General features: G+C 71.5%; 16 protein-coding genes. 8 read left to right on the forward strand and 8 right to left on the reverse strand.

The features are described 5' to 3' along the window. The first annotated feature begins 1 nt into the window (after nucleotide 1). Nucleotides 2-832, forward strand: a complete 831-nt coding sequence (locus tag ABT112_RS12655) for a nucleotidyltransferase domain-containing protein (protein ID WP_351508585.1) — start codon at nucleotides 2-4, stop codon at nucleotides 830-832. 328 nt (nucleotides 833-1,160) lie between these two features. Here the strand turns inward: ABT112_RS12655 and ABT112_RS12660 are convergent, their stop codons facing one another. Then, nucleotides 1,161-1,994 (reverse strand): alpha/beta fold hydrolase, encoded by an 834-nt coding sequence (locus ABT112_RS12660; RefSeq protein WP_351508587.1) that lies wholly within the window; start codon nucleotides 1,992-1,994, stop codon nucleotides 1,161-1,163. A gap of 114 nt (nucleotides 1,995-2,108) precedes the next feature. On the opposite strand from ABT112_RS12660, the gene ABT112_RS12665 reads away from it, so the two are divergent. Continuing rightward, nucleotides 2,109-2,339, forward strand: coding sequence for a hypothetical protein (locus ABT112_RS12665; RefSeq protein WP_351508589.1), 231 nt, complete (start codon nucleotides 2,109-2,111; stop codon nucleotides 2,337-2,339). Nucleotides 2,340-2,436: 97 nt separating this feature from the next. Here the strand turns inward: ABT112_RS12665 and ABT112_RS12670 are convergent, their stop codons facing one another. After that, nucleotides 2,437-3,183 carry an AraC family transcriptional regulator gene (locus ABT112_RS12670; protein ID WP_351508591.1) on the reverse strand — a complete coding sequence of 249 codons (747 nt, stop codon included), beginning with the start codon at nucleotides 3,181-3,183 and terminating at the stop codon, nucleotides 2,437-2,439. Nucleotides 3,184-3,519: 336 nt separating this feature from the next. Between ABT112_RS12670 and ABT112_RS12675 the strand changes: the two genes are divergently transcribed. Next, a complete protein-coding gene (locus tag ABT112_RS12675; RefSeq protein WP_351508689.1) occupies nucleotides 3,520-4,737 on the forward strand; it encodes an MFS transporter in 1,218 nt (405 codons plus the stop codon). A 202-nt stretch (nucleotides 4,738-4,939) separates the two neighbouring features. On the opposite strand, the gene ABT112_RS12680 is transcribed toward ABT112_RS12675, so the two are convergent. Continuing rightward, complete coding sequence (locus ABT112_RS12680; RefSeq protein ID WP_351508593.1) at nucleotides 4,940-6,997, reverse strand: SpoIIE family protein phosphatase; 2,058 nt, start codon at nucleotides 6,995-6,997, stop codon at nucleotides 4,940-4,942. Between the two features lie 241 nt (nucleotides 6,998-7,238). On the opposite strand from ABT112_RS12680, the gene ABT112_RS12685 reads away from it, so the two are divergent. The 3 genes from ABT112_RS12685 (at nucleotide 7,239) to ABT112_RS12695 (ending at nucleotide 13,168) form a co-directional block, all read left to right on the forward strand. Next, nucleotides 7,239-11,399, forward strand: coding sequence for a HAMP domain-containing protein (locus tag ABT112_RS12685; RefSeq protein ID WP_502975322.1), 4,161 nt, complete (start codon nucleotides 7,239-7,241; stop codon nucleotides 11,397-11,399). After that, a complete protein-coding gene (locus ABT112_RS12690; protein WP_351508597.1) occupies nucleotides 11,396-12,145 on the forward strand; it encodes a response regulator in 750 nt (249 codons plus the stop codon). Before ABT112_RS12685 ends, ABT112_RS12690 begins: the two co-directional genes overlap by 4 nt. Before the next feature lie 192 nt (nucleotides 12,146-12,337). Next, nucleotides 12,338-13,168: an RNA polymerase sigma factor SigF gene (locus ABT112_RS12695; protein WP_351508691.1), complete on the forward strand. Its 831-nt coding sequence runs from the start codon at nucleotides 12,338-12,340 to the stop codon at nucleotides 13,166-13,168. A 96-nt stretch (nucleotides 13,169-13,264) separates the two neighbouring features. Here the strand turns inward: ABT112_RS12695 and ABT112_RS12700 are convergent, their stop codons facing one another. Then, on the reverse strand, nucleotides 13,265-14,593 hold the full coding sequence (locus ABT112_RS12700) for a PP2C family protein-serine/threonine phosphatase (RefSeq protein WP_351508599.1): 1,329 nt from the start codon (nucleotides 14,591-14,593) through the stop codon (nucleotides 13,265-13,267). Nucleotides 14,594-14,875: 282 nt separating this feature from the next. Between ABT112_RS12700 and ABT112_RS12705 the strand changes: the two genes are divergently transcribed. Continuing rightward, nucleotides 14,876-15,367 carry an Asp23/Gls24 family envelope stress response protein gene (locus ABT112_RS12705; RefSeq protein ID WP_351508602.1) on the forward strand — a complete coding sequence of 164 codons (492 nt, stop codon included), beginning with the start codon at nucleotides 14,876-14,878 and terminating at the stop codon, nucleotides 15,365-15,367. A 304-nt stretch (nucleotides 15,368-15,671) separates the two neighbouring features. On the opposite strand, the gene ABT112_RS12710 is transcribed toward ABT112_RS12705, so the two are convergent. Continuing rightward, a complete protein-coding gene (locus ABT112_RS12710; RefSeq protein ID WP_351508603.1) occupies nucleotides 15,672-16,751 on the reverse strand; it encodes an SCO0930 family lipoprotein in 1,080 nt (359 codons plus the stop codon). A gap of 433 nt (nucleotides 16,752-17,184) precedes the next feature. Between ABT112_RS12710 and ABT112_RS12715 the strand changes: the two genes are divergently transcribed. Beyond that, the gene (locus ABT112_RS12715; protein ID WP_351508606.1) at nucleotides 17,185-18,042 is read left to right on the forward strand and encodes an alpha/beta fold hydrolase; all 858 of its coding nucleotides are present in this window, start codon (nucleotides 17,185-17,187) and stop codon (nucleotides 18,040-18,042) included. Here the strand turns inward: ABT112_RS12715 and ABT112_RS12720 are convergent. The 3 genes from ABT112_RS12720 to ABT112_RS12730 form a co-directional block, all read right to left on the reverse strand. Then, the gene (locus ABT112_RS12720) at nucleotides 18,011-19,207 is read right to left on the reverse strand and encodes an ABC transporter ATP-binding protein (RefSeq protein WP_351508608.1); all 1,197 of its coding nucleotides are present in this window, start codon (nucleotides 19,205-19,207) and stop codon (nucleotides 18,011-18,013) included. The two genes, ABT112_RS12715 and ABT112_RS12720, sit on opposite strands and share 32 nt — an antisense overlap. Before the next feature lie 71 nt (nucleotides 19,208-19,278). Next, nucleotides 19,279-20,112 (reverse strand): carbohydrate ABC transporter permease, encoded by an 834-nt coding sequence (locus tag ABT112_RS12725; RefSeq protein WP_351508610.1) that lies wholly within the window; start codon nucleotides 20,110-20,112, stop codon nucleotides 19,279-19,281. Then, nucleotides 20,112-21,044 carry a carbohydrate ABC transporter permease gene (locus ABT112_RS12730; RefSeq protein WP_351508612.1) on the reverse strand — a complete coding sequence of 311 codons (933 nt, stop codon included), beginning with the start codon at nucleotides 21,042-21,044 and terminating at the stop codon, nucleotides 20,112-20,114. The genes ABT112_RS12725 and ABT112_RS12730 overlap by 1 nt, the downstream gene beginning before the upstream one ends. Nucleotides 21,045-21,138: the final 94 nt, after the last annotated feature.

The following is a 21,138-nucleotide window of genomic DNA, read 5'->3' on the forward strand; positions in this document are numbered from 1 at the left end:
CATGTCCGTTCACTCTGCCTGCCCCGCTCTGGACGACCGCATCACGCGTCTGCGGCAGCTCGCTCATGCCGACTCCCGCCTGGAGGGCGTACTGCTCTACGGGTCGTGGACCCTGGGCGAGGCCGACGCCCATTCCGACATCGAGGCGTATCTCTACATCCGGGACGAGCACCTCGCCGACTTCGACGGCCCCGCATTTCTTGAGCAGCTTGCGCCACTCGAGCTGGCCTACACCAACATGTACGGCATCCTCGCAGTGGTCTTCGACGACCTCATGCGCGGCGAGTTCCACCTCACCGAGGCGGGCGCCGGGATCGACGAAGTGCCCACGTGGCAAGGGATGGTGCACCTTCCCCGCCCCGAGGCCGCCGTCCTGCTCGACCGCACCGGCCGACTGACCGCGGCAGCCCGGCAACTGGCCGGCTTCCGTCCGCCCGAGCCGGCCGCGACGGCCCGGCAGCTCACCGGCGAGCTGGCCAACTGGACGCTCATGCTCGCCCACGTCCTGGCGCGGGGCGAAGTCGCCCGCGCCCACGCCCTGCTCCACACCGTCATCGCCCCCCAGCAACTCCAGCTCTGCCGCCTCCTGCGGGACAGCACGGCCCACTGGCTCACCCCCAGTCGCGCGGTGGAACAGGACCTGCCCGCCGCCGACCTCGACCGGTACACCTCCACCACGGCCGTCGCCCGTCAACACGACGTACACAGGGCGGCGCGCAACAGCTGGCACTGGAGTCGGGACCTGGTCACCGAGGCGGCTGACCGCTGGACCATCCACCTCCCGCACGGCCTTCACGAACGGATCAGCAGCCTGCTGAACGACTCTCGCTGACCGCATCCGGCTGGGGCCACCGGACCGTCCCACGGCCCCAGCCGGGCAGAAGCCTCAGCCGGGCAGCAGCCTCAGCCGGGCAGCCCCGGTCCTGCAGAGCGCCGATCGAGATCACCTCTGAGCACTCCTGACGGCATGAGCGGTGCGGAACGCCAGGCGGATGCGGTCATACGTCGGAGTGGGTGCGCAAGCAGCGGCACTTCCCCGTTCGACGTCTCCGACGGGCGTGTCACCCGGATCTGGGCGGTCCGCAACCCGGAGAAACTGCGGCCGTGGGCCCGGGAGTGGCCAGTGCTCTGACCGCGTCGGTTCGCGGGATTGTTGGGTGTCAGCGGGTGTGTTGCAGGAAGGCGATGAGAGCGGCTGTGAGTTCGGCGGGTGCGTCTTCCTGGACGAGATGACCTGCCCCCGCGATCGGCTCGAGTCGCGCGCCTGGGATGCGGGCGGCGAGCTCGCGTCCCTTCGCCAGGGGAATCCAGGTGTCGTCCTGTCCCCAGCACACCAGCGTCGGAATGTCGATCTCGCCGTACCGGTCCTGTACTTCATCGGTGTAGAGCTGGTCGGCCTGGGCGATCTGCCGGTAGAAGGCTGCCTGGCCGAGGTCGTCGGTCCAGGGCCGGACAAGCCGGTCGAGGACGGCGGGGTGCAGGCCGGGGCTGCTCGCCGAACTCACGTACTCGCGCACCAGGGCGTGGTGCAGCGCGGGCGGCAGCTGCTCGAAGACCTCGGAGTGCTCGCCGACGAGCCGGAAGAACGGCGACCCCCACGGCGCCAAGGCCACCGGGTCGACCAGAGCGAGCGCGCGATAACGGGCGCCGTGCAGCAGATGGGCCCGCAGGGAGACGGCACCGCCGAAGTCGTGGGCTACCACCAGGGGTTCCTCCAAGCTCCAGTGGTTCAGGAGCTCGGTGAAGACCCTGCCCTGGGCAGCCAGGGAGACATCCTGGCCGGCGGACTTCTCCGACGCCCCGTAGCCGGGCATGTCCCACACGAAGACCTGGTGGCGGCGGGCGAGTGAGCGGGCGACGGCACGCCAGACATACGAGGAGAAGGGGGTGCCGTGAAGGAGGACGACCGGATCCTGGCCAGGCTCTCCGAGACTGTCCCAGCGGACTTCGCCGGACGTGCTCCGGAATGTCTCGGTCAGCTGCCATTCACTCACGGGGGCTGTTCCTCTCGGTGGTGCCTCCGGCCCAAGGCGGTAGCCAGGCCGGGTGTGGTCCGGACAACTCCATCACAGGTCGGCAGCGCCGTGCCCGGCCGGGGAATTCCCCCGGTGCCACATCAGGCGACGGCCGGCCTGAGCGGTCCGGCCTCCCAGCGGATGCCCTGCTCGCCGCAGATGCGGGCGCTGGCGGGCGCTGGGCGGCCGGCACACCGGGGCGGCGAGGTCACCGCCACTCCCGCCGACGATGCCTGCGTCCAGTACCGGACCGAACTGAGCAGGTCCGACGACGGCGTCTGGAGGACCACGATGGTTCAGACGGAGAAGGGCGCATGCCAGTGACGGAGCCCCGGCCCTGTCTTACGCATGCCGCATCCTCCCGGCGCACGGAACGACGGTGAAGACGCCGGGCAGAGTGTCGGCTTCGCCCGCGCCCCCGTCAGGGATGGCGGTTGTGGGTGCCCGGTGTGTAGCCGAAGGCGCGGCGGAAGACGTCGATGAACGCGCTGGCGGAGGACCAGCCGCAGCGGTGCGCGACCGTGGTGACCGGGATGTCGTCGGCCAGCATCCGCAGGGCATGGTAGAGGCGCAACTGGGTGCGCCACTGGGGGAAGGTCATGCCCAGTTCGGAGCGGAAGAGGCGGCTGAGGGTGCGTTGGCCGACTCCGTTGGCAGTGCCGAGGGCCGCCAGCGTGCGGGAGTCCGCCGGGTCGGCGTGCAGGGCCGCGCAGACCGCGGCCAGTCGGGCGTCGGTCGGGGTCGGCAGCTGCACCGGCTGCTGGGGCGAGGCGCGCAACTGGTCGCGCAGAACGGCCAGGAGCCGGCGGCGTTCCGCACCGGTGTCGTGCGGGGCGAGCGTGTAGGCCCGGATCAGCTCGCGCAGCAGCGGGCCGACCGTGAGGACGGTGGGGACGTCCAGGCCCAGAGGGTTGTCGTCGGCGGGCAGACCGACGAAGTGCAGGTGGAGGTTGCCGTACGCACGGTGGGCGTGCACGGTTCCGGCGGGGATCCAGATGGCCCGGTTGCCGGGCGCGAACCAGGTGCCGGCATCGGTGCTGACGGCCACCACGCCGGAGCCCGCGTAGATGATCTGGTGGTCGTCGTGGAGGTGCGCGTCGATCCGCTCTCCGGCGTCCAGAGCCTGTGCCCGGGTCGGAGCCTCCGGCATGTGGCGGATATTCGACATGGGATGGCATTCTATCGGAAGCGAGACGGGTGGCGGCGTTGCCACGATCGATGAGTGCCGACGAACCACACTGCTTCCGACCACCCGTTTTCCGATGCCCCGGCAGCCGACGACCGCTCCGGCATCACGTCCGCCGACACCACAGCGTTCGACACCACAGCGTTCGACGCCAGAGCGTCACACACCACTGCATCCGACACCACCGCCTCCGACACCACCCCCGCCCACACCGCGGCCCGCCGCACCTCAACTGCCGACACCACAACCTCCGACACCACAACCCCCGACACCTCAGCCCCCCGCACCACACCCTCCAACAAAACGTCCGTCACGCTCCTGTCGCTGGGACACGCCTGTGTGGACGTCTACCAAGGTGCCGTGGCGGCCCTGGTGCCGTTCTTCGTCGCGGAGCGGGCCTACACCTACGCCGCTGCGTCCGGCATCGTTCTGGCGGCCTCGCTGCTCTCCTCGGTGGTGCAGCCGCTGTTCGGCGCGCTGACCGACAAGTGGCCGATGCCGTGGCTGCTGCCCGTGAGCACCCTGACGGGTGGTCTCGGAGTCGCTCTCGGCGGCCTCAGCGGCTCGTACCTGCTGACCCTGGTGGTCATCGCGGTCTCCGGCATCGGCGTCGCGGCCTACCATCCCGAGTCCGCCCGCGTGGCCCGTGCGGTGAGCGGCGGCAGCCACGCGGCGATGGGCTGGTTCTCCCTCGGTGGCAACCTCGGCTTCGCCACCGCCCCCCTGCTGGTCTCCGCCGTCATGGCGACGGGCGGGCTGCACGCCTCGCCGCTGCTGGTGGTTCCGGCCCTGGCGGGCGCCGTGCTCTGCGTGGCCGCACTGCGGGCCGCCAAGGCCCACGGCCGGACGGACGGTGCCGCCGCCTCCGCCCGTCCGGCCGGCCGTGACGACTGGAGGTCCTTCCTCAAGCTGTCCGGGGCGGTCGTGTGCCGCTCCATCGTGTTCGTCGGACTGAGCGCCTTCATCTCCCTCTACGCCCAACAGCGCACCGGAGGCGGGGACATCGCCGGAACCGCCGCCCTGTTCGTGCTCTACCTCGGCGGCGCGATCGGCACCGTGGTCGGCGGGGTGCTCGCCGGCCGCTACGGGCGCGTCTGCGTCGTGCGCCGGTCCTACACCGTGACGGTCGTGGCCGTGGCCGGAGTCGTCCTCGTCCCGGGGCCGCTGTTCTACGTCTTCGTCGCGCTCACCTCGGCCGCCCTGTACGTGCCGTTCTCCCTGCACGTCACGCTCGGCCAGGACTTCCTGCCGCGCCGCGTCGGCACCGCCAGCGGGGTCACCCTGGGCCTGACGGTCAGCATCGGGGGCATCGCCACTCCGCTCATCGGTGCCCTCGCCGACGCCACGACGCTGCAAACCGCCCTCGCCCCGTTGATCGTCCTGCCCGCCGTGGGCCGGCTGATGCTGCACGGGCTCGACGAACCCGCCGGGCTGGAAGACGCGGTTCATGAGACGACGCCGCCTGAGACGACGCCCGAGACGAATCCTCCCGCGACGACGCCTCCCGTGACGGCGTCCCCCGGCACGGAGTCCTGACCGGGCGCACCCGCCCGGTTCGCCTGCCCGCCGGACGCCGCCGAAGCGCCGCCTCCCACGCCGCCTCCCACGAGGCGTCCCCCGTCACCGAACCCGGAACCGCCGCACCGCCGCACCGCCCAACCCTCGTCCCTGAAACGGGGCTGACCTCTCAGCGGGGGGCTGCCCCCGCCGCAGCCCCGCCGCACCCCCTCCGCGCCCCTCACGTCCCCCGCACGCCCCCCGGTTCGCCCCGCGGCGCCGGCATCGGCTGTCCGCTGGGCCGGGCTGGGGGCGTCTCGGGCGGGTGCGGTGGCGTGGGTGACGGTCCGGGGCGCTGCCGCTGCCGGTGCAGCACCCCCGGCGGGCCGGCCGGGGTCGTCACCGCCTGGAGCACCAGCACGGAGAGGTCGTCCTCGACCGGGCCGGTGTCGAAGTCGTGGGCCGCCCGCCGCACCCGTTCCGCGACGGCCTTCGCGCCCAGGCCGACGCACTCCCGCAGCACCTCGGACAGCCCGTCGTTGTCGTCCAACTGCCAGTCGCCGCTGCGGCGTTCGGTCACGCCGTCGGTCACGCACAGCAGGGTCTCCCCGGGAGCCAGGTCGAAGGAACTGGCGAGGAACTCGGCCCCCTCGTCGATCCCCAGCAGCATCTGCGGGCCCACCGGCGGCTCCACCGAGCCGTCGACGGTCAGCCGCAGCGGAAGCGGGTGCCCGGCGCTGGCGATGGTGACATGGGCGCCGCCCGCTGCGGGATCGGGTGCCAGCTCCCCGTAGAGCAGGCTCAGGAAGCGCGGCCGGGCGTGCTCCCCGCCGAGCGCCACCGCCTCGGTGCTCTCCTCCGCCATGGCGACGTTCAGCCGGCCGAGCACCGACTCGACGCCGTGGCCCTCGCGGGCCAGCAGCCGCACCAGATGCCGGGCGAGGCCGGTGACCGACATCGCCTCCGGGTCCTTGCCCTGGACGTCGCCGAGCAGGAAGGACCAGCGGGCGTCGCTCATCGGGAACAGGTCGTAGAAGTCGCCCCCCACGGTCAGCCCCTCGCCGTGCGGCTCGTAGACCAGAGCCGTGTCGATGCCGGGGATCCGGGCGAGTGAGATGGGCAGCTGCCGACGCTGGAGCGCGCGGCTGATCGCGGTCTGCCGGGCGTACTGGCGGGCGGTCACCACGGCCTGGGCCACCCGGCGCGCCACGTCCTCCACGGTGCGCACCACCCCGTCGGTCATGTGCTGCCGGTCCGCCCGGCCGATGATCAGCATGCCCAGGCAGGAGCCCCCGGCGACGAGGGGGAAGGCGAGCGCGGAGCCGCCCGCCCCGTCGGCGTGCTCCGGCCAGGGCCAGGCCATCCCCGCGGTGCGCAGCCGCCCCCGGGGCGGTTCCTTCTCCAGGTCCTCGCGCAGCGCGTCGATCCGGCGCTCGTCCGCGTGCCACACCCGGGACAGCCGCATGCCGCCCGCCTCGGTGCTGAGCCACACCCCGCACCAGTCGGCGAGCCGGGGCACCAGGAGCTGCCCGGCCAGGGCGGCCACCATGTCCTCGTCGAGCTGTCCGGCGAGGAGCTCACCGGCCTCGGCGAGGAACGAGGACCCTCCGCGGTCGGAACGCTCCGCTCCGTGTCCACCCAGCTCCCGCAGCGGCGCCGGGGCGGGATTCTCCGGCAGCCGCAGCTCCCGCCGGAGCCCGCCCGGGGTCCCGGTGAGCTGGGAGTCGTCCGTCGCGGGTTCGAGCCGGAACCACACCGCCTTCTCGTCGTGCCGGTAGGTGACGCCCCAGGACTCGGCCAGCGCCCCCACGAGCTGCAGGCCGAACCCGCGGCCGTCCCGCCGGGCGTCCAGGCCGCCCCGGACCACGCTGGAGGGGTGGTGGTCCGACACCTCGACGACGACTCCGACCGGCTCCTCCACGCCCGCCGCCGGGAGCTCTCCCGGTGCCGGGGCGCCACTGCTCGCCGTGCCGCTGTCCGCCCTGTCGCTGCCCGCCGTGTCGCTGTCCGCCGTGTCGCTGTCCGGGGCGTCCGGCCGGCCGTCGCCGGTCTCCAGGTAGCACACGACGTCGATGTCGGTGCCCGCGTGCATCACGGCATTGGTGACCAGTTCACTGACGAGCAGCTCGGCGTCGTCCACGAGGCGGTCGGTGATCGCGCGGGACGCGGACAGCCTCGGGACCGGCCGCTCCGCGAGAACGGCGCGGACGAAGGCGCGCGCCCTGGAGGCCGCGAGCTGGTTGGCCGCCAGGCTGGTCCGGGAGACGAACTCGTGAGGCGGGGTGGACAACGGCCTCATATGGGCCCCCTGGTACATCGGGCGATGAGACCCCTGAGGGGTCCTATACTATGACATACCCGGATACATAGATGACTGCGAATGGGCTGTCATGGCACGTGACTCTGCCTCGCCGGATTCCGCCGTCTCCACCTCGTCATCCGCGGAATTCGAGGGAAAATCCGAAGGTGTCGGCCGGTCCGGATCCGCTCCGGACGGCCACTGGGTGCGTGCGAGTGAGCTACGGCCGATGCTCGCCGCCATGAACTCCCTGTGCGACGGTGACTTCACCGTGCGTGTCGGGAGCGCCGACGAGGGCGTCCTCGCCGAGATGGCCGGTCTCTTCAACCGGATCGTCGCGCGCAACGAGCACCTCGCGTCCGAGCTCCAGCGGGTGCGCCGCGAAGTGGTGCGGCAGGGACGGCTGGACGAGCGGATCACCGCGAGCCCCGGCCCGGGGGCGTGGGCGACCAATGTGGACGCGGCCAACTCCCTTGTGGAAGCCCTCGTGGTACCGGTCGGCAAGGCCACCCGGGTGCTGGACGCGGTCGCCGACGGCGACCTGACCCAGCACGTGGACCTGCACGACGGCAACCGCGAGCTCCGCGGGGACCTCAGGCGCCTGGGGGCCGGGGTGAACCGCATGGTGGACCAGCTCTCGCTGTTCACCGGTGAGGTGACCCGGGTGGCCCGCGAGGTGGGCACCGAGGGCCGGCTCGGCGGCCGGGCCAAGGTGCAGGGGCTCTCCGGCGACTGGCGCCACGTGACCGAGGCGGTCAACACCATGGCCGCCCGGCTCACCGCCCAGGTCCGCGACATCGCCGTCGTCACCACCGCGGTGGCCACCGGCGACCTCACCCAGCAGGTCACCGTCGAGGCCACCGGGGAGCTGCTGGAGCTGAAGCTCACCGTGAACAAGATGGTCGACCAGCTGCGGGCCTTCGCCGACGAGGTGACCCGGGTGGCCCGGGAAGTGGGCACCGAGGGCCAGCTCGGCGGCCGGGCGCAGGTCCGGGGGGTCTCCGGGGTGTGGAAGGACCTCACGGACAACGTCAACTTCATGGCGTCCAACCTGACCTGGCAGGTGCGCAACATCGCCCAGGTGACCACCGCGGTCGCCAACGGCGACCTCAGCCAGAAGATCACGGTCGACGCCCGCGGCGAGATCCTGCAGCTCAAGGACACCGTCAACAAGATGGTGGACCAGCTGTCGGCGTTCGCCGACGAGGTGACCCGGGTGGCCCGTGAGGTGGGTACCGAGGGCCGGCTCGGCGGCCGGGCGCAGGTCCGGGGGGTCTCGGGGGTCTGGAAGGACCTCACCGAGAACGTCAACTTCATGGCCGACAACCTGACTTCTCAGGTCCGGAACATCGCCCTGGTCGCCACCGCCGTCGCGGAGGGCGACCTCGGGCAGAAGATCACGGTGGAGGCGAAGGGCGAGATCCTGGAGCTGAAGTCGACGATCAACACCATGGTGGACCAGCTGTCGGCGTTCGCCGACGAGGTGACCCGGGTGGCCCGGGAAGTGGGCACCGAGGGCAACCTCGGCGGCCAGGCCCAGGTCAGGGACGTCTCCGGAGTGTGGAAGGGCCTCACCGACAACGTCAACTCCATGGCGCTGAACCTCACCTCGCAGGTCCGCAACATCGCCCAGGTGACCACCGCGGTCGCCAACGGCGACCTGTCGAAGAAGATCGACGTGGACGCCCGCGGTGAGATCGCGGAGCTCAAGGACACCGTGAACACCATGGTCCAGCAGCTGCGCGCGTTCGCCGACGAGGTGACCCGGGTGGCCCGCGAGGTGGGCACCGAGGGCCGGCTCGGCGGCCGGGCCCAGGTCCACGGCGTCTCCGGGGTCTGGAAGGACCTCACCGAGAACGTCAACTTCATGGCGTACAACCTGACGTCGCAGGTGCGGAACATCGCCCAGGTCGCCACCGCCGTCGCCCAGGGCGACCTGTCGAAGAAGATCGACGTGGACGCCCGCGGCGAGATCCTGGAGCTCAAGACCACCATCAACACGATGGTCGACACCCTCTCCTCGTTCTCCTCCGAGGTGACCCGGGTGGCCCGCGAGGTGGGCACCGAGGGGCGGCTCGGAGGACAGGCGCGGGTCGAGGGCGTCTACGGCACCTGGAAGCAGCTGACCACCAGCGTCAACGACCTCGCGCTGAACCTCACCACCCAGGTGCGGGCGATCGCCGAGGTCGCCAGCGCCGTCACCCAGGGCAACATGTCGCGGTCCATCTCCGTCGAGGCCCAGGGCGAGGTCGCGGCGCTGAAGAACAACATCAACCTCATGGTGGCCAACCTCCGCGAGACCACCCGCGCCAAGGACTGGCTGGAGTCCAACCTCACCCGGGTCGCCGGCCTGATGCAGGGCCACCGCGATCTCGTCGAGGTCGCCGACCTGATCCTGCGCGAGCTCACCCCGCTGGTGAACGCGCAGTTCGGGGCGTTCTTCCTGGCCAAAGCGGGGGCCGAACCGGGGGAGGGCCTGGAGTTCATCGCCGGGTACGGCGCCGGCCACGACACCCACCACGGACCGCTCCCGGGCTCCGGCGCCCCCAGCCGGGGCCGCGGCCTGATCGCACAGGCCGCGGTGGAGAAGAAGCGCATCCTGTTCGAGTCCGCGCCGCCCGACTACATCACCATCGAGTCCGGGCTCGGCTCCGCGCCCCCGGCCAGCATCGTCATCCTGCCCATCCTCTTCGAGGACCAGGTGCTCGGGGTGATCGAACTGGCGTCGTTCAGCCGCTTCAACGAGGTGCACCTCGCCTTCATCGACCAGTTCGTGAACACCATCGGCGTCTCGATCAACACCATCATCGCCAACGCCCGTACCGAGGCCCTGCTGTCCGAGTCGCAGCGGCTGACCTCCGAGCTGCGCCAGCGCTCCGACGAACTCCAGCGCTCCAACGCCGAACTGGAGGAGAAGGCCGCACTGCTCGCCACCTCCTCGCAGTACAAGTCCGAATTCCTGGCCAACATGTCGCACGAGCTGCGCACACCGCTCAACTCGCTGCTCATCCTGGCCCGGCTGCTCGCCGACAACCCCGACGGCCGGCTCTCCGTGCAGGAGGTGGACTTCGCCGCCACCATCCACCGCTCCGGCTCCGACCTGCTCCAGCTGATCAACGACATCCTGGACCTGTCGAAGATCGAGGCGGGCCGGATGGACGTGCACCCGAAGAAGCTGCCGCTGATCAAACTGCTCGACTACGTGCACGCCACGTTCCGGCCGCTCGCCGGCGACCGCGGTCTCGCCTTCGAGGTCACCGTCGGCGAGGACGTGCCCCGCGAACTCTTCTCCGACGAGCAGCGCCTCCAGCAGATCCTGCGCAACCTGCTGTCGAACGCGATCAAGTTCACCTCGTCCGGCGGCGTGGAGCTCAATGTCGAGCGGGTGCCGGGCAGCAAGTTCCCCGAGGAGAGCCTGAAGAACGCCGAGGCCGTCATCGCGTTCTCGGTCAAGGACACCGGCATCGGCATCCCCTCCGAGAAACTCTCGGTGATCTTCGACGCCTTCCAGCAGTCGGACGGCACCACCAACCGCAAGTACGGCGGCACCGGCCTCGGCCTCTCCATCAGCAGGGAGATCGCCGGGCTGCTCGGCGGCCGGATCGTCGCCGAGAGCGAACCGGGCGTCGGCTCCCGGTTCACCCTCTACGTCCCGTCGCGGTACTCCGGAGTGTCCACCACCGCCGAACCGCGGACGCTCCCCGCCGCGGCCTCCACCGCCCCGCCCTCGGCCGGACTGACCAAGCGGACCGGCCCGTTGCCGACCGCGGCCGACGCCGCGCCGAGCGGGGTGTACGGCAGCTCCGAGAGCCTCACCGCCCGCCGGACCCGCGCCGCCGACGACGGCGACGACACCTGGCCGGAGACCACCCGGCTCAAGGAGTGGCTGGGCGGCCGCCCCGGCCGGGTCCTCGCCGGGCGCAGCATCCTCATCGTCGACGACGACATCCGGAACGTCTTCGCCCTCACCCATGTGCTCGGCCGCGTCGGCATCACCGTCAAGTACGCGGAGAACGGCCGGGAGGGACTGGAGGTCCTGGACCGGTCGCCCGAGGTGTCCCTGGTCCTGATGGACATCATGATGCCCGAGATGGATGGATACGAGACGATCCAGGCCATCCGGCGCACCCCGCGCTTCGCCGACCTCCCCATCATCGCGCTCACCGCCAAGGCCATGCCCGGCGACCGCGAGAAGGCGATCGACAGCGGAGCCCGCGACTACGTCCCCAAGCCCGTCGACGTCGACCGGCTGCTCACGGTCATCTGCGACCTGCTCGACCCGCAGGGCGCGGAGGACGGCCCCCTGGTGCCCGAGCAGGACGGCGCGGTGCCCGGGCGGGACGGCGCCGCCCCGGCCGGCGCCGAACGGGGCGACGAGGATCCCCCGAGGCAGCGGACATGAGCACCCCCGGACCCGAGAAGTCGAGCATCCTGATCGTGGACGACATCGAGGAGAACCTGGTCGCCCTGGAAGCGGTGCTGGGCTCCCTCGACCTGCACGTGGTGCGTGCCCGGTCCGGAGAAGAGGCCCTGAAGGCCATGCTCCGCGAGGAGTTCGCCGTCGTCCTGCTCGACGTCCTCATGCCGGGCATGGACGGCTTCGAGACCGCGGCCAACATCAAACGCCTCGACCAGACCAAGGACGTCCCGGTCATCCTGCTGACCGGCACCGACGCCGGCACGGACTACGCCTACCGGGGCTACGCGATCGGCGCGGCGGACTTCCTGACCAAACCCTTCGACCCGTGGCTGCTGCGCACCAAGGTCAATGTCTTCCTGGAGCTGTACCGCAAGAACCGCCAGCTCGCCGCCCAGGCCGAGCAGTTGCGGCGGCTGCTGGTCGCCGACGGCAGATCCGGCCGGCCCGCCGCCGAGACAGCCGACACCGCCGACACCGCCGACGCGGCCGAGGCCGCCGGAGCCGACTGGGACCGGCCGGCCCAGGGCACCGGCGGGGAGACGGCCCCGGGCGGAGAGCCGCGGCTGGGTGACGTCGCCGCGCAGCTCGCCCAGATCGAGCTCCTGCTGCGCGACGCGGAGAGCTCGGGGCGCGGGACCGGGGGCACGGGCGGCACGGCCGGACTCGCCGACCGCATCGCCGATTTGGAACGCGTCGTGGGCCGGCTGCGCGTGGGCGACGACGGATAGCCGGACCGCCGTCCCGGCCCCGCTGCGCGCCGCGCCGCAGGACACGCCGCGCGACGCTCTCGCCGGTTCACCGAAATCGGTAGGTGTGGTCCCGGTGAACCGGGGTAGGCGCCGCACAACGCGGAAGAAGGGGAGGACCACGTGAGCGCCACGGTATCCACGGCACCGGCTCATCGCACGACGAGTGAGCCCATGCAGGAGAGCGACACCCGGACGGCAGAACTCCCCTGGGTCGAGGACGCGACCAAGGTGGCCCCCCGGGACGCCCGCGAGCTGTCGAAGCTCTTCTTCGACCAGCTGGCGGTGCTGGAGGAGGGCACCCACGACCACCAGTACGCGCGCAACACCCTCATCGAGCTGAACCTCTCCCTCGTCCGCTACGCCGCCGCCCGGTTCCGCAACCGCGCGGACGACATGGAGGACATCGTCCAGGTCGGCACCATCGGTCTGATCAAGGCGATCGACCGGTTCGACCTGTCCCGCGAGGTCGAGTTCACCACCTTCGCCGTGCCGTACATCATCGGCGAGATCAAGCGGTTCTTCCGTGACACCAGCTGGTCGGTCCACGTGCCGCGGCGCCTTCAGGAGCTGCGCATCGACCTCGCCAAGGCGAACGACGAGCTGTCCCAGCGCATGAACCGCTCCCCGACGACCACCGAGCTCGCCGAGCACCTCGGGCTCAGCGAGGAAGAGGTCGTCGAGGGGCTCGTCGCCAGCAACGGCTACACGGCCGGATCGCTGGACGTGCCGGTGGACGAGAGCACCGAGAGCGGGAGCGCGACCTTCGCGGAGCGCATCGGCGAACTCGACCCGGCCCTGGAAGGGGTGGAGAACCTCCAGGCGCTCAAGCCGCTCGTCGAGCAGCTCGGGGAGCGCGACCGCCGCATCCTGCAGATGCGGTTCGGCGCGGAGATGACCCAGGCGGAGATCGGCGCCGAGCTCGGGGTCTCCCAGATGCATGTGTCCCGGCTGCTCACCCGGATGCTCGGCAACCTGCGCAGCGGGCTGCTGACCCAGCGCTGAACCGCCGGTCCGCCCCAGCGCTGAACCCCCCGGTCGCGACGGTGGACCGCGCACCCACCGCACCCGGTGCCCACGGGCACCGGGTGCGGCGGCGTTTCAGGCCCGCGGCACGACCAGGGCCAGCAGCGCCGTGTCGTCCCACAGCCGGGCGTCCAGGCCCACCAGCAGCTTCCGCAGGTCGGTCAGGACGCCGTCCGCTCCGGCCGCCGCCGGTCGGGAGCCGGCCAGATGCTTCCGCAGCCCCTCCTCCCCGAGCATGCCGCCGCCCGGTGTACGGGCCTCCGTCAGGCCGTCGCTGTGCAGCAGCAGCCCGTCCCCGGGCCGCATCCGGACGGTGATCCGGGCCATGTGCGGATCGGGCAGCACGCCGATCAGCTGCCCGCCCGGCGGGTGCAGCGGCTCCACCGTCCCCTCCCTGCGCAGCAGCAGCGCGGGCGGATGGCCGCCGCCGGCCAGGGTGACGGCGAACCCGTCGCCGTCCGGTGCGAGCAGCCCGAACAGCACGGTGCAGTAGCGGGGGTCGTCGCCCTGCTGCTCGTGCAGCAGCACGGTGTTGAGGATCCGCAGCACCGCCACCGGGTCGGGGTTGTGCACGGCGGCCGACCTGAGGGTGTAGCGGGCCAGTGAGGTCAGCGCGGCGGCTTCCGGCCCCTTGCCGCAGACGTCGCCGAGGAAGAACCCCCAGCGCCGTCCGCCCAGCGGGAACAGGTCGTAGAAGTCGCCTCCCACCTGGTCGGCCGAGGCGATCTCGTAGTGCGCGGCCACGTCCAGGCCCGGTACGCGGGGCAGGGCGGGCGGCAGCAGGGTGCGTTGGAGCACGGATGCCAGGTGGGCCAGGCGGGCCCGTTCGGTCTCCACCCTGATCCGCATGTCCCGCTCGACCCGCAGCGTACGCATGGCCGACAGCCGCAGCTCCAGCTCGTCCATGACGACGGCGGCGAGATCCGCCAGCGTCGCCAGCTCGCGGTCGCCGATCCGGCGCGGGCGGGTGTCCATGATGTTGACGGTGCCGAGCCGGTGGCCCCCGGAGCTGGTGATCGGGGCGGCCGCGTAGAAGCGCACCCCCGGCTCGCCGCGCACCAGTGCATGCCTCGCCGTCCGCGGGTCGCGGCGCGCGTCGGTCACCACGTACGGCCGGCCGTCCAGGATCGCGGAGGCGCACAGTCCCGCTTCCCGGACGATCTCCGAGATCCCCGGGGGGAGCCCCTGCTGGGCCTTGAACCAGATCCGGTCCCGGTCGACGATCGTCACGGACGCCATCGGGACATCGAAGATCCGCGCGGCGAGACCGGCCACCCGGTCGAAGGCCCCGTCGGCGGGGGTGTCGAGGATCGCGTAGCGGCGCACCGCCGCCAGCCGCGCCCGTTCCCCGGGCCGGTCCGTGGGCGCCGTGTCGCTGGTAGCCGTCGCACCGCTGGAAGCCATCGTGCAGCCCTCCCCTCCGGCAGGCCCACCAACCCGGAAGGAAGGCTTCCACCTGCGAGGACAGCCCATCCTACGGACCATGCGCAGAACGTCCAGACTTGTCCGCTCCCGGTCCGTGCGCGGGGACCACCGGTGGCTCGGCAGCGGCCCCGGCCACGGCGTCCCCGGTCCACCGCGCCGGGGGCCACAGCCGCACCTACGCTGGACGAAGGGGCCGGGATGCGCGGGAAACGCGCGCCGCCGCACGGATCGTCCAGGACCTCTGGAGAGGAGTGGCTCGCCATGGCGGAGCAGCTCAGCACAGCAACGGAGAAGAACGCTTCCCGTGGGGCCGGTGTCTCCACGAAGGCCGGGGCGCCGTCCGCGACGGCAAAGCCGGCGGCACCCACGGAACGCGGCAGCACGTCCATCGCGGACGGCGTCGTGGAGAAGATCGCCGCGATGGCCGCCCGGGACGTACCCGGCATCCACGACCTCGGAGCCGGCATGGCCCGCACCCTCGGCGCGGTCCGCGAGCGCACTCCCGGGATGCGGCCGAGCGTCGCCCGCGGGGTCAAGGCCGAGGTCGGTGAGCGGCAGGCCGCACTCGACCTCGATGTGGTCGTCGAGTACGGCGCCGAGATCACCGATGTCGCCGGCGAGGTGCGGGAGAGCGTCGTCGAGGCGGTGGAACGGATGACGGGCTTCGAGGTCGTCGAGGTGAACGTGGCCGTCGACGATGTGCATCTGCCCGGCGAGGAGAACGAGGAGTCCGAGGGCGCCAGGGTCCGTTAGGCCCTGTCGTCGCGGCCCTGTCGTCGAACTCCCGTCCGCTCCGCGGCGCCCTGCACGCACTCACGCCGCGCCTCGTTCGGATCGCGGCCCCGCCCGCGGGGTGGACCGGACCCGGTCGGCGCGGACCGGACCCCGTCGGCACGGGGCGCGGCCGCACAGCACGATCCCGTCACCGGTGCGCACCGGTGACGGGATCGTGGGTGTTCCGCTCCGGCGGGGCCTGTCACCCCGCCGTCTCAGGCTCCTTCAGTCCGCTACGGACGGACCGCCACTCCGGGGCCGGGGCCGGGGCCGGGGGCGGAGGTCAGTAGCCGTAGCCGCCACCGGTCGAGCCGTAGGTGTCGGTGGAGCCGCTGTCCGCCGAGGAGCCGCTGTCCGCGGCGCCGCCGCTGTAGGACGAGCCCTCCTTCTCGGCGCCGCCGCCCGCCTTGCCCTTGGCCGCGGGGATGGTCTTGCCGCGGTCGTTCTCGGCGTCCTTCTTGATGGCGAACCAGGTGCCGCCCACGCCCTGGCCGTTGGTCTGGCCGGGCTCCTTGTCACCCTTGAAGGTGTACGCGGGCCAGCAGTTGATGGCTTCCTGCTTGGTGCCGTTCGGGGTGGTGAAGGTGAAGAGCAGCTTCGGGTCGATGCCCGCGGCCTTGGCGTCCGCCGCGCTGACCGGCTCCGACGGGGTCCACTTCTCCAGGCACTTGTCGTCGCAGGCCGTCTTCATCGGCCACGGGGTGTCCTTGGTGAAGAGGTAGAGCGTCTTGCCGTTCTTGTCCGTCAGCACCTCGCCCAGCTCGGGGCTCTTCAGCACGCCGAGCTTCGGGCGCTCCTTGCCGGACTTCGCACCGTCGGGAGCGGAGGCGAACCAGGTGCCGCCGACGTTCTGCCCCTTGGTGTCACCGGCCTTGGCGTCCTTGGCGTAGCGGTACATCGGCCAGCCGCCGACGGTGAGCTGCTCGGTGCCGTCCGAGCGGGTGACCGAACCGACGAGGTCGGGGTTGAGGCCGGAGGACGCCTTGGCGTCGGCCGCCGGGACGGGCGGCCACGTCTTGGCGCAGTCACCGTCGCAGTTGGACTTGGCGGGGTCGGGGGTGTCCTTGTCGAAGCGGTAGAGCGTCCGGCCCTCGCCGTCCGTCACGATCGGACCCAGCGTGGCGTCGGCCCGCACCGCGAGCTCGCCCGCGGCCTCGGCCCCGCCCTCCTCCTTCTTGGAGCCCGCGGGGGTGTTGCCCGCGGGGGCGTTGCCCGCCTCGCCGGTTCCGGCGTTCGGAGCGGCCGAACCGGCCGCCGGCTGGACCAGGTCGGTATTGGCCGGCTTCGCCTCCGAACCGCACGCCGAGACCAGGAGCATGCTCGCAGCCACACCGGCGAGCGACACAGTTCGCCACTTCCCCATAACCAATCCTCACGTTCGCTTGTCTCACCGGGCATCTCCACGCGGCGCTCGGGTCTAGGTACGCAGGCGCCGCGGAGGGTGTTCAACGAACGGCGAGGAGTTTTCGGCGGAGCGCGCCGGGCGGAGGCCGGGACGCCGTGCGAACAGGCGGTCCCACCGGCCGCCGCCGACGGCCCGTGTCCGGTCTTGTTCTGGAGCCGGCCTTGTACGGGGCCATACGGTGGCGTATGGTCAACCGTACGTCAGCGTATGGATTCCTCGCGTGCCCCACGGCCGAGGGGAGAGCCGTCCTGCGCCGTGACGTGACGACCGCGGGGGAGCGGGGCGCACCCGCCGTCGGCATCGGATGCCCATGACCTGCCGAACAGGGGACGACAGGTCATGACCTCATCCGTGCGCCCAGGAGGCCGCCCGTGCGCCCAGGAGGAGCGTCATGCCCAGCATCGAACTCAGCGCCGGAACCGTGGAGTACGAGGACACGGGAGGGGACGGCCCTGTCGTGGTCCTGATCCACGGCCTCGGCATGGACGGTTCGCTCTACCGGAAGGTCGTCCCGGAGCTGAGCCGCCGGCACCGCGTCGTCGTGCCCGTGCTGCCCCTCGGCGGTCACCGCACGCCGATGCGCCCGGGGGCCGATCTGTCGCCCCGGGGCATCGGACGGCTCCAGTCGGAGTTACTGGAGCGGCTCGACCTGCGCGATGTGACGCTGGTCGGCAATGACTCCGGTCTGTTCCTGTTCGCCGCGGCCCGCAGCCGGGACCGGATCGCGCGGCTGGTCATCTCCTCCTGCGAGGCCTTCGAGAACTTCCCGCCGGGGCTGCCCGGCAAGGCCGTCTCGCTGGCCGGGAAGCTCCCGGGAGGTCTCTACCCGGTGGCGCAGGCGCTGCGGGTGCCCGCGCTGCGCCGCGGCCCGACCGTGCTGGGGTGGATGACGAAGCGGCCCGTCCCCGACGAGATCACCGAGCAGTGGTTCCGCCCGCTGATCACCTCCCGTGCGGTCCGGCGGGACCTGACGGCGTATCTCCGTTCGGCCCGGCCGGACGACATGCTGGACGCGGCCGAGGGGCTGCGCACCTTCGACCGGCCCACGCTGGTCCTCTGGGCGGCGGAGGACCGGGTGATGCCGCCCGCCCACGGGCGCCGGTTCGTGGAACTGCTGCCGGACGCGCGCCTGGCGGAGGTCGAGGACAGCCGCACCCTCATCCCCGAGGACCGGCCCGACGCGTTCGTCCGGGCGATCGAGGACTTCATCGGGCCGGTCAGTCGCGGTCGACGTGCTCGGGGTGGGTGAGGTTGGTGCCGGTGCCCGGGTCGAAGATGTGACCCCGGGCCACGTCGAGCGTCAGCTCGACGGGATGGCCCTCCCGTGCCCGGGTGGTCGCGTCGAGCCGGGTGACGATCTGGCCGCCGTGCGATCCGGCCTCCCGCAGGCCGGAGTCGGCCGCGAGCTCCTCCAGTTCGGCGCTGACGGGCGCTCCCGTCTCCTCGGTGAAGTAGACGTAGACGTCCGAACCCACCGACTCCAGCACGTCCACGGTGACGGTGAAGGTGAACGCGGAGCCGGTGCGCCCCGGGTCGACCAGCGACGCGTCCTCGAAGTCCTCCGGCCGGAAGCCGATGATGAGGTCGCGCGGTGCGTGTCGTCGCTCCAGGGCCTGCCGGGTGCGGTCGTCGAGCGGCATGGTGCCCAGCGAGGTGCGCAGGGTGCCGTTCTCCAGCGTCGCGTGGAGGAAGTTCATCGCGGGGGAGCCGATGAAACCCGCCACGAACAGGTTGCGGGGCTCGTCGTAGAGGTGCTGGGGCGTGCCGACCTGCTGCACGACCCCGCCCCGCAGCACCACGACCCGGTCGCCGAGGGTCATGGCCTCCGTCTGGTCGTGGGTGACGTAGACCGTGGTGGTGCCCAGCCGCTGCTGCAGCCGGGAGATCTGGGTGCGCATCTGGACCCGGAGCTTGGCGTCCAGGTTGGACAGCGGCTCGTCCATGAGGAAGGCCTTGGGGTCCCGGACGATCGCCCGGCCCATCGCCACCCGCTGCCGCTGTCCTCCGGACAGGTTCGCGGGCTTGCGGTCCAGGTGCTCGGTCAGATCGAGGATCCGGGCGGCCTCCTCCACCTTGGTGCGGATGGTCGCCTTGTCGGCCTTGGCCAGCCGCAGCGCGAAGCCCATGTTGTCCCGGACGCTCATGTGCGGGTACAGGGCATAGCTCTGGAACACCATCGCGATGTCGCGGTCCTTGGGCGCCCGGTCGTTGACGACCTGGTCCCCGATGCGGAGGGTGCCCTCGGTGATGTCCTCCAGGCCCGCGATCATGTTCAGCGTGGTGGACTTCCCGCAGCCGGAGGGGCCGACCAGGATCACGAACTCGCCGTCGGCGATCGCGAGGTCGATGTCCTTCACGGCGACCGCGCCGTCCGGGTACCGCTTGGTGATGCCCTCGAGAATGATCTCGGCCATGGTCGCTCTTCCTCGTCCTCTGGTCGGCGGGCCGCCGTCGGCCCCGGGCCGGGGGATCCCCGGGTGGCCGGTCAGCCCTTGACCGCCCCGGAGGTCAGTCCGGCGACGATCCGCCGCTGGAACAACAGTACGAAAATGATGATGGGGATGGTGATCACCACGGCGGCCGCGGCGATCGAGCCGGTCGGCTGCTGGAACTGCGAGCTCCCGGTGAAGAACGCGATGGCGGCGGGCACGGTCCGGGCCGCCGTGGTCGAGGTCAGCGAGATCGCGAACAGGAAGTCGTTCCAGCAGAAGATGAAGACCAGGATGGCCGTGGTGAAGACGCCCGGCGCCGCCAGCGGCACGATCACCAGCCGGAAGGCCTGAGCGGCCGTGGCACCGTCCACCTTGGCGGCCTTCTCCAGATCCCAGGGGATCTCCCGGAAGAACGCCGACAGCGTGTAGATCGCCAGCGGCAGCGAGAACGTCATGTACGGGATGATCAGCCCCGGCCAGGTGTCGAACAGCCCCAGCACCCGCTCGATGTTGAACAGCGGCGACACCAGCGAGATCGGCGGGAACATGGCGATCAGCAGCGACATGCCGATGAGCAGCCGCTTGCCCGGGAAGCGCAGCCGCGCCACCGCGTAGGCGGCCATGGTGCCGAGCACGACGGCGATCAGCGTCGCGATGAGCGCGATCCCGATCGAGTTGATCAGCGCCCGGGTGAACTCGGAGGTCTCGAAGATGCCCCGGTAGTTCTCCAGCGTCCACCGGGACGGGACGAAGTCGCCGTCCGTGAGCGTGCTGGGGTCCTTGAACGACAGGGCGGCGATCCACCACACCGGGAACAGCGCGTAGAGCACCACCACCACATTGACGACGGTCCAGCCGAGGGCGTGCCGCTTGCCTGCCTCCGCCATCAGCGTCTCACCTCCGAACCGGGTGCTGCCGTGCCGAAGAGCTTGATGAAGACGAAGGCGATGATCGCGACGCAGATGAAGATCAGCACCGAGATCGCCGATCCGATGCCCAGGTTCAGCGCGGTGAACAGGTTGTCGTAGCCCAGGATCGACACCGACCCCGTGTCATGGGCGCCCGCGGTCAGCACATAGATGTTGTCGAACACCCGGAACGCGTCCAGGGTGCGGAACAGCAGCGCCACCAGGATCGCCGGCTTCATCAGCGGCAGGATGACCAGGAAGAACCGCTGTCCGGCGTGGGCGCCGTCCACCATGGAGGCGCGCAGCGTCTCCTCCGGCACCAGGGCCAGCCCCGCGAGCAGCAGCAGCGCCATGAACGGCGTGGTCTTCCACACCTCGGCCAGGATGATCAGCCCGATGGCAGGCCACTGCTCGGTCAGCGGCGCACTCCCCGGGGGCAGCAGCCCCGCCAGATACCCGAGATCCGGGGTCCAGGCGTACTGCCAGGAGAACGCCCCGACCACCGTCACGATCCCGTACGGGACCAGGATCGCCGTGCGGACCGTGCCGCGGCCGAAGAGGGTGCGGTGCATCACCAGGGCGAGGCACATGCCCAAGGCGAGTTCGATCGCCACCGAGACCGCGGTGATCAGCACGGTCACCCAGAACGCCGTCCACCAGAACGGCGAGCTGAGCACGGCGCCGTAGTTGCGGAGGCCGATGAACTCAGCCCGCGCGGGGAAGCGCAGGTCGTAGCGCTGGAGGGACAGATACACGGCGTACCCGATGGGGTAGGCCGTCACCGCGAGCATCACCACGACGGCCGGAGCGCACAACAGCCAGCCGAGCCGCCGCTCCTGCCGGGCCCCGGTCGACGGCGCCCGGTCCGCAGCCGCGGGCGCGCCACCGGCCGGTACCTCCTGACGGCTCATCGTGTACTCCCTGCGGGCACGGGATCGGGCACGGGATCGGGCACGGGATCGGGCACGGGATCGGGCACGGGATGGGGCATGGGATGGGGCATGG

The sequence above is a fragment of the Streptomyces sp. NPDC002055 genome (assembly GCF_040296705.1).
Taxonomy (GTDB): Bacteria; Actinomycetota; Actinomycetes; order Streptomycetales; family Streptomycetaceae; genus Streptomyces.

Coding starts and splice junctions, on each gene's coding strand:
- ABT112_RS12705 (WP_351508602.1), top strand. CDS start 14,876: ATGGCGGAGCAGCTCAGCACAGCAACGGAGAAGAACGCTTCCCGTGGG.
- ABT112_RS12710 (WP_351508603.1), bottom strand. CDS start 16,751: ATGGGGAAGTGGCGAACTGTGTCGCTCGCCGGTGTGGCTGCGAGCATG.
- ABT112_RS12685 (WP_502975322.1), top strand. CDS start 7,239: ATGAACTCCCTGTGCGACGGTGACTTCACCGTGCGTGTCGGGAGCGCC.
- ABT112_RS12715 (WP_351508606.1), top strand. CDS start 17,185: ATGCCCAGCATCGAACTCAGCGCCGGAACCGTGGAGTACGAGGACACG.
- ABT112_RS12680 (WP_351508593.1), bottom strand. CDS start 6,997: ATGAGGCCGTTGTCCACCCCGCCTCACGAGTTCGTCTCCCGGACCAGC.
- ABT112_RS12695 (WP_351508691.1), top strand. CDS start 12,338: ATGCAGGAGAGCGACACCCGGACGGCAGAACTCCCCTGGGTCGAGGAC.
- ABT112_RS12655 (WP_351508585.1), top strand. CDS start 2: ATGTCCGTTCACTCTGCCTGCCCCGCTCTGGACGACCGCATCACGCGT.
- ABT112_RS12720 (WP_351508608.1), bottom strand. CDS start 19,207: ATGGCCGAGATCATTCTCGAGGGCATCACCAAGCGGTACCCGGACGGC.
- ABT112_RS12690 (WP_351508597.1), top strand. CDS start 11,396: ATGAGCACCCCCGGACCCGAGAAGTCGAGCATCCTGATCGTGGACGAC.
- ABT112_RS12725 (WP_351508610.1), bottom strand. CDS start 20,112: ATGGCGGAGGCAGGCAAGCGGCACGCCCTCGGCTGGACCGTCGTCAAT.
- ABT112_RS12670 (WP_351508591.1), bottom strand. CDS start 3,183: ATGTCGAATATCCGCCACATGCCGGAGGCTCCGACCCGGGCACAGGCT.
- ABT112_RS12700 (WP_351508599.1), bottom strand. CDS start 14,593: ATGGCTTCCAGCGGTGCGACGGCTACCAGCGACACGGCGCCCACGGAC.
- ABT112_RS12730 (WP_351508612.1), bottom strand. CDS start 21,044: ATGAGCCGTCAGGAGGTACCGGCCGGTGGCGCGCCCGCGGCTGCGGAC.